The sequence below is a fragment of the Moheibacter sp. genome, from assembly GCF_049672845.1.
Lineage (GTDB): Bacteria > Bacteroidota > Bacteroidia > Flavobacteriales > Weeksellaceae > Moheibacter.
Genome location: NZ_JBATWT010000011.1, coordinates 205,508 through 218,476 on the forward strand (window position 1 = coordinate 205,508; position 12,969 = coordinate 218,476).

The following is a 12,969-nucleotide window of genomic DNA, read 5'->3' on the forward strand; positions in this document are numbered from 1 at the left end:
AATTATCGGTTTTCCGGGTGGAGAATCTCATTCAAAACCGTACTTTTGCACACAAAGAATTTTTCGATGAATTTAGAGCAATTAGAAATCCGCGTTCAGCAAACAAGAAGAGATATTTTACGTATGGTTCACGCTGTGAACAGTGGTCATCCGGGAGGTTCCCTGGGTTGTGCCGAATTTTTCACTGCACTGTACGGGAAAATTATGAACTATTCCACCGATTTCAATATGGACGGAATCGGGGAGGATTTATTCTTTTTGTCAAACGGACATATTTCGCCGGTTTTCTACAGTACTTTGGCACGTTCCGGATTTTTCCCTGTAGAAGAACTGGAAACTTTCCGCAAAATCGATTCAAGATTGCAGGGGCATCCGACTACGCATGAAGGTTTGCCAGGTGTAAGAGTAGCATCGGGATCTTTAGGGCAGGGACTATCCGTGGCGATTGGTGCGGCACTTGCCAAAAAATTAAACAATGACGATAAACTTGTTTATACGCTTCATGGTGACGGAGAACTACAGGAAGGACAGATTTGGGAAGCTCTGATGTATGCCGCCGGTAAAAAGGTGGACAACATCATTTCAACTATTGATTACAATGGTCAGCAGATTGACGGTTCTACAAAAAATGTATTGGATCTGGGTGATTTACATGCAAAGCTTTCTGCTTTCGGATGGTTGGTGCTGGAGGAGAAAGAAGGAAATAATCTGCAAAAAGTTATTGAAGTTCTTGAAAAAGCAAAATCTGAAACCGGAAAAGGAAAACCGGTAGTGATTATTCTGCATACAGAAATGGGCAACGGTGTAGATTTTATGATGGGAACACACGCATGGCACGGAAAAGCTCCGAATGATGAACAACTGGAGAAAGCTCTAGAACAAAATCCTGAAACCGAATTAAAAGATTATTAAAATGAAAAAATCCCTAATTTTTTCGGCTTTCATTTTAAGCGGATTCTTGTCTGCCCAAAATTCTCATACCTTCAATTACAGACTTGATTATAAATTTCCCGGACTGGATTCTTCGATGTCTGATATGATTTTTGCGCGACATTATATTCCGGCTCAATATTCGGAGCAAAGTAAAAATTCATTGGTTCATTTCCCGATTTTTATGGGGAATCAAGCCGGATATTCTTATATGAACGAAAATCAGTTAATACAAGTGGAAAATTCTGACTTGGAGAATAATTTCAACATTGTAGCGATGGATTTATACGGATATGGTGAATCTGTGGAAACGCTTTATGAGAAAGTAGAATTAAATAAAATCGACCGTGCTCCGCTTAATGTTTTGGATAGATCTTGCAACCATTATGAAGTAATTTCCACTATGCAGGGGCAGACTAAAATTACTGACTTTGTTTTATGTATTGACGAAACAAGTGAAATTGACAACGTTTCTTTTCTTTTACCAAAACAAGAAGGAAAACAAATCAAAGGACTTGTGCTTGCAATAACTTCTCCTGAAGGAAATGAAAACGAGAAAGTTCTGTTGTCTTCAATTAATAAAATAAATTCTACTATTCATTTCGATTTGGATAAAGAACTCGCTGATTATCAGGTTAAAAAGGATTCTATCAGAGCATTTGATGCGGGAGAAGAAATGGTATGGGATGAAGCTGTAGCTGAAGAAGTGGAAGAATATTATGACTATTATAATTATATGACGCAGCCTCAATTCTGTAATTATTCAGAATTATACACATTGAAATTCGAAGATGAAAATTCGATTTCATATGCAAGTTCTTATATTTCAAGTCTGTGTAATTATACTTATTACATGAAAGCCGGAGACGAAGAAAAGTTTAAAACATTTGCGCTGAAAGAAATCAAAGGCGTCAAAAAGAATGGTCCTAAAAGCGGTTTGATAAGTAAAAAAGATGCGAATTTATTGTATGATTTTTTGAAAAAAGATATTGAAGCGATGGAGAAGTCAACTCCTAAAACTCCGGAGGATTTTGCTGTAGAAGCCGCTGCTGATGCAGTTGTCGCTGGAATCGAGGAAGCCGTGGAAGCCGTTGCAACATATGATTATTCCCAAGATTATTATGTAGGCCAATATGAATCTGAATACGAGAGCTTAACACCTGAAAGCATGAATTTTGCATTTGAAACTTTAAGTGCTAATTCCGCTTACTGGAAAGCAATGCCTGCGTATTGCAAAAAATTGGATGCCATTATTCCTTCATTTTCCAATGAAGAACTTTCTAAACACGCCAAAAACTATGCTGGTCAGATGTGTGATATGTACATGGGCGAATTTGAAGGTTCAAGTGTTTGGTACAAAGGAACACTGGATGCGATTCGTGCAGAACAAATTTATTTCAATAATAACCGCGATAAATTTTCAAAAAAAGACAAGGAATTATTAGACGAATTCTTAAATAATTTAGACTAAAATGATTGACGTAACATACTCCGAAAAGAAAGATACCCGTAGCGGATTTGGCGACGGACTTACAGAGCTGGGAAGAACAAATCCAAATGTGGTGGCGCTTTGTGCCGATTTGACCGGATCACTGAAAATGGAAGTTTTTGAAAAAGAAAATCCCGAAAGATTTTTTCAAATAGGAATTGCTGAAGCCAATATGATGGGCATCGCTGCCGGACTTACCATCGGCGGAAAAATTCCTTTTACAGGAACTTTTGCCAATTTCTCGACCGGAAGAGTGTATGATCAGATCCGACAGTCTATTGCTTATTCGGGAAAAAATGTAAAGATTTGTGCATCCCATGCAGGTGTTACGCTAGGTGAAGACGGCGCAACACATCAGATTCTGGAAGACATCGGAATGATGAAAATGCTTCCGGGAATGGTGGTGATCAATCCATGTGATTATAACCAGACAAAAGCTGCAACGTTGGCAATTGCCGAGTATGACGGACCTGTCTATCTTCGTTTTGGCCGACCGTCTGTACCTGTTTTCACTTCACCCGATCAGGATTTTGAAATCGGGAAAGGCGTAATGATTCAGGAGGGGAGGGATGTGACGATCGTTGCCACAGGACATTTAGTTTGGGAAGCTATGTTGGCTGCCAATGAGCTGGAAACCGAAGGGATTTCTGCTGAAGTTATCAATATCCACACCATCAAACCATTGGATGAGGACATCATTTTGCGTTCGGTTCGTAAGACCGGAAAGGTGGTAACTTGTGAAGAACATAATATTTACGGTGGGTTGGGTGAGAGCGTAGCGCGGCTCCTTACGCAACATTATCCGGCAAGACAAGAATTTGTGGGAACCAATGATACTTTCGGTGAGAGCGGAACACCTGCTGAACTCATGAAAAAATATGGTTTGGGCTCTACCGCAATTGTTGATAAGGTTAAAAAAATAATGATATAAGTCATGTGAGTCCTTTTTCCTTAGCTGAATACAAACGAAATTAACAATTGTTGAAAAGTCGTGTTAAGTTATTGTAAGTAAGAAGATTGTATTTTATTTGCATAAACAGATTTCCTAGTTTAACTTTGAAATATCAAAATGAGACTTCGAGATAGTGTATTCATTTGAACGAGGAAATTTAAGTTTACTTATTAAGGAATTTAATAATCATTTTGGTAGAACTAACGTTCTTTCAAATAATGTTCAATAAGATAGAAGGGATTATCTTTTAGATAAAAACTGACATCCAATGAACAAGAGATTCTGCTTTTAAGACTAAAAGTATGCTCAAACCACCTATGAATTGCCACGGCATTTTTAGGATAGATTTTCGATTAGAAAATAAGATTGAGCAGTTCGCTTTTATTTATTAAACACAAGTAGAGCTCAATTTTTCGGGCAACCTGCATTCGCTTTCTTCGGGAAGATCAGATAACAGGTGAACTGAAAGAGACGGTTAGTCTTTTTCAAATCAAATGTTTCGAAAAATGAAAACCCTGTTTTGGCTTCGGTCTTGCAGGGTTTTCTATTTTTTTCTAATTGTCTTAGAGGCGAATCGGATTAAAATTTCTTATAATTGAACACTATGCTAAAAAGTATTTGGTATGAATCCCTTTTATTTTTTCCTCTTTATCTATAATTACAATGCCAACCTTACATAAGTCAACAATAAAGTTGTTGCCATCATCTTTCTTAATTCTTGACCATACTTTTTTCATCTGATCTGAAATATATATATCGTCAAAAATCAATATAGCTTTATTATTTGTCTTCTTTTTTATTTCGTAGTAATATTCGAGTGTAGGTTCATACTTGTGATTTCCGTCAATAAATGCCATATCAAACTTAACAGGCATCGCATACATTTCCGGCATGGTGTCTTGGTAAAGTCCCTTTATAATCCGGTATTGGGAAGCAGAAGCAATCTTGCTGAAATGATTTTCGGCTATCTCATATAATTTAGGAACGCCCTCCATAGTTATAAATTTCCCATCAGGATGATTTTTGATGGCAGAAAGTATGTATGAACCCGAAACACCAAGATTGGTGCCGATTTCCAGGTAATTTTTTGCTTGAAAATTTTTAGCAAGAAGATAGTGGAATTTGCACCATATTTCTGGTGACGTTGCTCTTTTATAAATGTTTTGAACCTCATTTACGATGGGACTATTGAAAACTTCATAATCAATTTTCTGTGTGCTTTCAGCCAATTGATTTCTGTAAATATTCATCACATCAAAAACCGATATGTCTTCTGGTGAAAATTGATTGTTTTTAACTTGTTCTAAAGTATCAAAAACAATCTTATAGATTGGGTTAGGGTATTTTCTGACTGAATTTTTAAACTCATTCGGATTGATCAAACAACTAAAAAAATGCAAGAGTCTATCTTGTTTTTCTTTTATATTCATAAGGTAAAAGTATTTAAATTAATTGGAACGCCATAAAAACGGCGTGAACAAAATCAGAATAGCAAAAAGTTCCAATCGGCCCAAAATCATCAGAAAGGCACAAAAACATTTCGCCAACGGCGTTAAACTCGCCACAGTATCGGTAGGACCATAATCACCCAGCGCGCTTCCAATATTACCCAACGAGGAAGCCGATAAACTCATGGCTGAAATAAATTCGGCATACCCGGGATTTAAGCCTTCATTTATGAGTGCCAATATTACAGAACTCGCAATCCAAATAAACATATACATCACAAAAAACGCGAGTATATTATAAACAATGGTCTGAGAAATACTTTTTTTATTGTAGCGCACCGGTAAAATTGCATTCGGATGAATCAGTCTTTTTAGTTCCAATATGCTGTTTTTTAGTAAAATAACATGTCGGATTACTTTTACGCCACCCGAAGTCGATCCGGCTGAACCACCTACAAAGAGTAATGAAAAAAATAACATGGATACAAATGGCGTCCATTGGGTGTAATCAGCCGATGTAAACCCGGTGGAAGTAATCACAGAAATTACCTGAAAGAAAGAAGATCTGAAAGAGTTTTCTATAGAATAATTATTGGCCGTACCCAGGATTTCAGCTCCCGGAATGCTTTGGTGTAAAGGATTGGCGAAGAAATAAACAATCAGTCCGACAATGAAGGAAGTTACCACAATAATACCCAAATACCATCGAAATTCCTCATTTCGGATGATCTTTTTTAAATCCTTTTTTAGTAAAAAGTGGTTTAAAACGAAATTCACACCCGATAAAAACATAAAAAACATGATGATATACTGAATAGCCGGAATAGAATTCCAGTAAGAAGTACTGGCATTTTTCGTAGAAAATCCTCCTGATGAAAGCGTGGTAAGGGAATGATTTACTGCATCAAATAAACCCATTCCTGCGATATACAAAAGAAGAATCTGGCAAATGGTTAAAATAACATAAACCATCCAAAGTCTTTTGGCAGTGTCTGTAATTCTCGGATGGATTTTATCGGCAGAAATCACTGGCGCTTCCACCACAAAAAGCTGCATTCCGCCAATTCCCAAAAGCGGTAAAATAGCAATCGTCAGTACGATGATTCCCATTCCCCCAATCCATTGTGTCATACTGCGCCAGAAAAGAATTCCATTGGGCAAAACTTCCACATCCTGAAAAATAGTTGAACCTGTGGTTGTGTAGCCGGCAATGGTTTCAAAAAATATGTTGATGGCGTTTATATCGTTTGAAAGAAAAACTTCCGGAGATAAATAAGGAATGGATAGGAAATAGGGCAGGGAACCTGATAAAATCAGAAAAATCCAGCCAGTCCCCACGATTAAATATCCGTCTCTACGGTTGAGCTTTTTTTGTGCATTTTTCGTCCCGAAATAACAAATGGCTCCAAATCCGGCTGTGATAAAGCTGGAAAATAGCATTGGCAGGAATATATTTTCACGGTAAATCAGTGAAACAATCACACAAAGTAACATGAAAAGTGCATTGATCAGCATCAGCATACCAATCAGGTTAAAGATTACTTTGAAATTGATATTTTTCATTACTGGAAAAATTTCCCGATTTTAGCTATGGCAGAGGGCTGTACAAACACAACGACGTGGTCTCCATTCTGAATTCTGAAATCGGCAGTCGGAATGATTCCTTCATTTTTTCGTACGATTCCACCTACAATCGATTCTTTTGGCAGTTTGATTTCCTTCAGGGTTTTATTAGCCACCGGAGAAAATTCATCCACTTTGAATTCCATCACTTCAGCATCCACGTCAGAAAGTCCGGTTACATCCAGGACATCGCCTTGTCTGATGTAACGGAAAATACTGTCAGCCGCCAACAATTTTTTATTGATAAAGGCACTGATCCCGATTTCCTGGCTCAAATGGATGTAATCCATATTTTCAACAAGCGCAATTGTCTTTTTCACACCTTTGGATTTTGCTAACAAACAAGACATGATATTGGTTTCAGAACTTCCGGTTACAGCGATGAATGCATCGGCATTTGTGATTCCTTCTTCTTCCAAAAGATCTCCGTCGCGGCCGTCTCCGTTGATAATCAGAATGTCGCTCAATTCGTCGGCCAGGTCAAAAGCTTTATTTCGGTCTTTTTCGATAAGTTTTACGTTGTGTTTACTCTGCTTCAGCAGTGAAACGGTTTTTTTTCCGATGCTTCCGCCACCCAATACAATTACGTTTTTATAGAATTCCTGTTTTTTACCGAGAATATTATAAATCTCAGCCGTAGCATGTTTCAGGGCAATAAAATAAACCTGATCGTTTAACTTATAAACTGTATCTCCACGCGGAATGATGGTTTCGTGCATACCGCGGTCGGTTGTGCGAATGATGGCAATCGGCATGAAATAAGGTTCTTGTTTGGAAACATCAATCACTTCCCGAACTTGTTTTTCCAGCACCTTACAATCTTTATCCAACACTGTTCCGAATAATTTTAGTTCACCGTTGGCAAAAGCATGGGTGGTATTGAATGCAGATTCTTCTACCAACTGATGAATTTCTGTGGCGGCCAATTGTTCCGGGCTGATAAGTACATCAATCCCTATTCGCTGAACCGGAACGGCATTTTCTCTTCTTAAAAATTCGGGATTGGTAATTCGGGCAATGGTTCTTTTGGCACCCATTTTTTTGGCAATCAGTGCACTGGTCAGGTTGGTATTTTGTAGCTGCGTAACCGTGATGAAAATATCGGCCTGATCAATCTTAATCGCGCGAAGCGAATCAAAAGAAGTAATATCACCACGATGTACCAAAACATCGAGGTTACTTTCAATGACGTGCAGTTTGTCCTTGTCAGTATCAATCACAGTCACATCCTGCATTTCTTTGGAAAGCCATTTTGCCAAATGGAAACCAACTTCTCCTGCACCGCCGATTACGATTTTCATTTTATAAATTTAGATATATAAACCCATAAATTCCCATTCCAATGGAAATTTCAAAGTTTTAAGGTTTTGTAGTTTATCCAGTTTGAAGGTTTTCCATTCAGTTTTTTCTTCAGATTCATCTGCATCCTCAAACATATTTCCTCCAGTAGTGATGCTCATTTTTCGCGTAGAAAAATTGACACTTACTTCATGAATTTCTCCTGAATTTCGCGCGAAACTAAATGTGTCGAAACCGATTAATTCAAATTCGTTTTTTTGAAATCGAAATGTATAAGTGTCTGTTCCGGTACTCCAGGAACCGCAACTGAGCCAATAATTTAAACTCAAAACCAAGACACCTTTATTGATCTGAATATCGCCCTCGACAAGCGGATCCATCAAACATGGAGATTCTTCATTATTTTCTTTGGGAATAAATGTTTTGTTTAATTCTTTAAGTTCAAATCCGTTAGGAGTTTGAAATATAATCAGCAGATATCTGGGATTTAAATTCAAGAACTTACTTCCCATACCATCGTTTTCGATTATGTTTTTTGGGTTATCTTCTTCGATGATTAAAACGAGATCATCTTTTTGATCATTATTCAAATCACCGTGAACCATTTTGATGGCTTTCCAATTTTCAGGGACGAAACTTGTTAAATTTTTCGCCTTGGTAGGAATGGACTGAGCATATAGAATTCCGCTTAAAATAGTAATTAAAACGGTCAAAAGAGTTTTCATAGAGTTGATTTTTATTCCGTATCTTCTTTTTGTCCCATCAGCATCAGAAATGCTTTCAAGAATTCGTCGATTTCACCGTTCATCACGGACTGAACATCACTGGTTTCATATCCGGTGCGCACGTCTTTTACAAGCTGATATGGATGCATCACGTAATTTCGGATTTGCGAGCCCCATTCGATTTTCATTTTGTTGGCTTCGATTTCACTTCGTGCCGCCATTCGTTTTTCAAGTTCGATTTTATATAATTCCGACTTCAACATTTGCATCGCACGTTCACGGTTTGCCAGCTGGGAACGCTCTACCTGGCAAACTACCACGATTCCGGTTGGTTTGTGCGTCAGCTGAACTTTTGTTTCGACCTTGTTTACATTCTGTCCGCCGGCACCACCTGAACGGGAGGTTTGCAACTCTACATCACTTGGATTTACCTCAATTTCAATAGTATCATCCACAAGCGGATAAACATAAACTGATACGAAACTCGTATGTCGTTTGGCATTACTGTCAAAAGGTGAAATTCTCACCAATCGGTGAACACCGTTCTCGCCTTTCAGATAACCAAAGGCAAACTCACCTTCAATTTCCAATGTAACGGTTTTTACGCCGGCTACATCTCCTGCCTGAAAGTTGAGTTCTTTTACTTTGTAACCATTGTTCTCTGCCCACATCAGGTACATACGCATCAGCATTCCTGCCCAGTCACAACTTTCGGTTCCACCGGCGCCGGCAGTAATTTGCAAAACGGCACTCAAGTTGTCACCTTCTTCCGAAAGCATGTTTTTGAATTCAATGTCTTCCAGAAATTTGAGTGTAGATTCATATTGTTCCTGAACTTCTTCGTCAGTAACTTCGCCTTCTTTGTTGAATTCATACAAAACTTCCAGATCATTGAACGAAGTGAGAATTGTATTATAATCTTCCACCCATTTCTTTTTGGAACGAAGGTTTTTCATGAAAACTTCCGCTTCCTTTGGATTATCCCAAAAATTAGGCGAAGCCGCACGTTCTTCTTCATTTGCGATTTCAATTTCTTTCTTTTCTATTTCCAGATAGGCGTGTAAGTCCTTGATTCTTTGACTTAAATCCTTTGTGAGGTCACTATTAAACATAAGGGCAAAGATATAATTTATCTTCCAAAACTTAAATTTACTTTATACTTCCATTCAATGAATTTGAAGAAATTATAGAGTTTGTATTCGAGTGTCAAACCATATTGAATGTTTGGCTGATAATCTATATATACTGCGTACAAATTAGGGTCATAGCGGAAGGGCTGTGAATTTCTGTAATTCCATTCGCTTACATAAATTTGATTTTTGTTTTTATAATAAGTTTCTGAATAAAAGTTTTTGGGTTTAGCAACAGTCATCAAAAACACATCGTACTGACTGTCAAATACAATGATATCATATTCGTCTTCATCATTCTTTTCAAAATTGAGTGTGTTTTCAGGTGTATTGGCCGGCGTCGGCGTTGTTGTAGTGCAACCGCTGAATAGTAAAATCAACAAAATTGCAAAGATTGAAAATTTCATAACCTGTTTATTATAGTTTAAATTTACAAAAAAATCAATGGTTTTTAGACAGAAGATTTCCAGAATAAATTAAAAAATTAAACTAAATTCTCATTTAAAATATATAAAATGATTCAGATTTATCACAATACAAGATGCAGTACAAGCCGTCAGGGACTTGAATTTGTAAAAGATTCGGGTAAAGATTTCGAAGTGATCGAATACATGAAAAATCCTTTGAAAAAAGAAGAACTGAAAAAAATAATTCAAAAACTTAAAATTTCGCCCGTTGACTTAATCCGAAAAAAGGAAAGCATCTGGAAGGAGCATTACGAGGGAAAAGATTTATCAGATGACAAATTAATCGATCTGATGGTTGAATTTCCCAATCTGATGGAAAGACCTATTGTGGTAAACGGCAACAAAGCAATAATTGGCCGACCGCCGATGTTGATAAAAGACATCTTGTAATTTTATAAAAATCTAATTAACTTTAACCTATGGCAGAAGAGAATGTGTTAAGTCCTGTAGAAAAGGAAAATCAGGAGATTTCGCGTCGGTACAAAGATATGTTGAAACACACGTACCAGACGCTTACAAAAGACGATAAAAAGCTGATTCGCAAGGCGTTTGATCTGGCTGTGGATGCGCACAAAGACCAGCGCAGAAAAACGGGAGAACCTTATATTTTCCATCCGATTGAAGTCGCCAAAATAGTGGCGGACGAAATCGGTCTGGGCGCAACGAGTATTGCCGCCGCTCTGATGCACGACGTAGTGGAAGATACCGATTACACGCTGGAAGACATCGAAGAATTATTTGGTGAAAGAATTGCACGCATCATCGACGGACTCACGAAAATTTCCATTCTCAATAAACAAGATGTTTCCATTCAGTCCGAAAATTACCGGAAACTTCTGCTGACGCTTTCAGAAGATGTTCGGGTAATTCTTATTAAAATTGCCGATCGCTTGCACAATATGCGTACCCTGGAATCGATGCACGAGGACAAACAAATGAAAATTGCATCTGAAACCATTTTTATTTATGCGCCACTTGCGCACCGAATGGGACTTTACAATATCAAATCGGAATTGGAAGATTTGAGTCTGAAATACACCAAACCGGAAGAATATTTCAGTATTGAGCGCAAATTGCAGGAAACCAAAAAGGAACGAGAAAAATATATTGAAGATTTTTCATCTATTATTCGTGAAAGACTGGAAGAAGAAGGGCTTGAATTTGAAATCAAAGGCCGTTCAAAATCTGTGTTTTCGATTCATCGAAAAATGATTTCTCAACACGTTAGTTTTGAGGAGGTTTACGATAAATTTGCCGTGCGGATTGTATATCGTTCCGATAAAAAGAACGAAAAATTCCTGGCGTGGAAGATTTATTCGGTCGTGACCGATATTTTTCGACCCAATCCCAAACGTCTGCGCGACTGGATTTCCCAACCCAAATCAACGGGTTATGAGTCGCTTCACATTACCGTAATGGGGCCTATGGCACGTTGGGTGGAAGTTCAGATTCGTTCGGAACGAATGGATGAACTGGCCGAAAGGGGAGTGGCTGCACATTATAAATACAAGGAAAATTATCAGGTTGAAGATTCCAAAGTTGACGAATGGATCAGTCAGGTACGGGAAATGCTGGACAACAATGAAACCCAAGATGCAACTGAATTTATTGATAATTTTAAATTCAATCTATACGCCAAGGAAATTTATGTTTTCACGCCCAAAGGAGATTTGTTTTCGCTGCCAAAAGGAGCTTCTTCGCTGGATTTTGCTTATGCGATTCACTCCAACATCGGTGATACTTGTTTAGGTGCCAAAGTGAACGGAAAATTGTATCCGCTCAGCCACGAATTGCAAAGTGGTGACCAGGTAGAGATTCTGACTTCGCCTAACCAGAAGCCCAAAACCGACTGGCTGGATTTCGTGGTAACCAGTAAGGCAAGATCCAAAATCAAAGCCTCGCTGAACGCCGCGCGCAGAGCAATTTCGGAAGATGGAAAGGAAATTCTGATTCGCAAGCTTCGGCATTTGAAAATCGATTTTAACGAAAGCGTGGTGAACGATTTACAGAATTATTTCAAAACCCGTAACAGTCAGGATATTTTTTACAAAGTCGCTACAGGTGAAATTGACAACAAAAGTCTGCGGAAATTTGCAGAAAGTAAATCAGGGATTACAGGGTTCATCAACCGTTTCCGTCCCAAATCCAAAACAGTGGTTACACAGGAAGAAGAACCGAAACAAAAACTGGATTCTTTGGTTTTTGGTCCCGATGAAGAAAAACTTGATTATGATCTGGCTTCTTGCTGTAATCCGATTGCCGGGGATAAAGTGTTTGGATTCGTAACGGTTGCGAAAGGAATTCGGGTTCACAAAAACGATTGCCCTAATGCGGTTTCGCTTCAGGCCAATCAAGCTTATCGGATTATTCGTGCCAAATGGATTGATTCCAGTTCACAATTGTATCGTGCTATTTTGAACTTAAATGGATTGGACAGAATCGGACTGGTAAATGACATTACTAAAATTATTTCGTCTAACTTGCACGTGCATATCCGCAGTATCAATATTTCGGAAGAAGACGGTGTGTTTGACGGGAAAATTTCGGTTTCGGTTAAAAATAAATCCCAACTCGATAAAATTCTTGATCAGTTGAGACAAGTAGATGGAATTCAAAAGGTTAGTAGAACTTATGCGAATTAAAATTAAAAAATGAAAAAAGTATTTATTTATTATATCGTAGGATTTGTGATTGCTGTTTCCATTGGCTTTTTCACCAGTGAAAATCCTTTTTATGGTTTTATTGTTGCTATGATTTTGTATGCGTTTTTGGTAGCGATTCTTTCCATTTTCTTTGGAACATTTGGTGCGAATCCTATGGATAAATCGCCTTATGAAATCCGAAAGAAAGAAAAGAAGGAAGCGGAACAAAATTAGAATAGATTTAATTCAACTTGTTGATTCTTA

12 protein-coding genes are annotated in these 12,969 nt (G+C 38.0%); 6 read left to right on the top strand and 6 right to left on the bottom strand.

Features of this window, described 5'->3' with window-relative positions; translation table 11 throughout:
- The first annotated feature begins 66 nt into the window (after positions 1-66).
- From WBF63_RS04990 to WBF63_RS05000, 3 genes are read left to right on the top strand one after another with little or no spacing between them, the layout of a single operon-like run.
- Positions 67-912, top strand: a complete 846-nt coding sequence (locus WBF63_RS04990) for a transketolase (protein WP_424368601.1) — start codon at positions 67-69, stop codon at positions 910-912.
- Between the two features lies 1 nt (position 913).
- Positions 914-2,401, top strand: a complete 1,488-nt coding sequence (locus tag WBF63_RS04995; RefSeq protein WP_424368602.1) for a hypothetical protein — start codon at positions 914-916, stop codon at positions 2,399-2,401.
- Position 2,402: 1 nt separating this feature from the next.
- The gene (locus WBF63_RS05000) at positions 2,403-3,350 is read left to right on the top strand and encodes a transketolase family protein (RefSeq protein WP_424368603.1); all 948 of its coding nucleotides are present in this window, start codon (positions 2,403-2,405) and stop codon (positions 3,348-3,350) included.
- A gap of 623 nt (positions 3,351-3,973) precedes the next feature.
- Here the strand turns inward: WBF63_RS05000 and WBF63_RS05005 are convergent.
- Genes WBF63_RS05005 through WBF63_RS05030 form a run of 6 tightly spaced genes read right to left on the bottom strand, consistent with a single transcriptional unit; the run spans position 3,974 to position 10,003 of the window.
- Positions 3,974-4,801 carry an O-methyltransferase gene (locus tag WBF63_RS05005; RefSeq protein ID WP_424368604.1) on the bottom strand — a complete coding sequence of 276 codons (828 nt, stop codon included), beginning with the start codon at positions 4,799-4,801 and terminating at the stop codon, positions 3,974-3,976.
- Positions 4,802-4,819: 18 nt separating this feature from the next.
- Positions 4,820-6,382, bottom strand: a complete 1,563-nt coding sequence (locus tag WBF63_RS05010; protein WP_424368605.1) for a TrkH family potassium uptake protein — start codon at positions 6,380-6,382, stop codon at positions 4,820-4,822.
- On the bottom strand, positions 6,382-7,743 hold the full coding sequence (gene trkA, locus WBF63_RS05015) for a Trk system potassium transporter TrkA (RefSeq protein WP_424368606.1): 1,362 nt from the start codon (positions 7,741-7,743) through the stop codon (positions 6,382-6,384). The genes WBF63_RS05010 and trkA overlap by 1 nt, the downstream gene beginning before the upstream one ends.
- Positions 7,744-7,752: 9 nt before the next feature.
- Positions 7,753-8,466 carry a hypothetical protein gene (locus tag WBF63_RS05020; protein WP_424368607.1) on the bottom strand — a complete coding sequence of 238 codons (714 nt, stop codon included), beginning with the start codon at positions 8,464-8,466 and terminating at the stop codon, positions 7,753-7,755.
- Positions 8,467-8,477: 11 nt separating this feature from the next.
- Complete coding sequence (gene prfB / locus WBF63_RS05025; protein WP_424368608.1) at positions 8,478-9,578, bottom strand: peptide chain release factor 2; 1,101 nt, start codon at positions 9,576-9,578, stop codon at positions 8,478-8,480.
- A 17-nt stretch (positions 9,579-9,595) separates the two neighbouring features.
- Entirely contained in the window at positions 9,596-10,003 is a 408-nt protein-coding gene (locus WBF63_RS05030; protein WP_424368609.1) for a DUF6146 family protein, read from the bottom strand.
- A 108-nt stretch (positions 10,004-10,111) separates the two neighbouring features.
- Here WBF63_RS05030 and arsC point away from each other — a divergent pair, with 108 nt between their 5' ends.
- The 3 genes from arsC to WBF63_RS05045 are packed head-to-tail and all read left to right on the top strand — an operon-like array spanning position 10,112 to position 12,939.
- A complete protein-coding gene (gene arsC, locus WBF63_RS05035) occupies positions 10,112-10,453 on the top strand; it encodes an arsenate reductase (glutaredoxin) (RefSeq protein ID WP_424368610.1) in 342 nt (113 codons plus the stop codon).
- 29 nt (positions 10,454-10,482) lie between these two features.
- Complete coding sequence (locus tag WBF63_RS05040; RefSeq protein WP_424368611.1) at positions 10,483-12,705, top strand: RelA/SpoT family protein; 2,223 nt, start codon at positions 10,483-10,485, stop codon at positions 12,703-12,705.
- A gap of 9 nt (positions 12,706-12,714) precedes the next feature.
- Positions 12,715-12,939 carry a hypothetical protein gene (locus tag WBF63_RS05045; RefSeq protein ID WP_424368612.1) on the top strand — a complete coding sequence of 75 codons (225 nt, stop codon included), beginning with the start codon at positions 12,715-12,717 and terminating at the stop codon, positions 12,937-12,939.
- Positions 12,940-12,969: the final 30 nt, after the last annotated feature.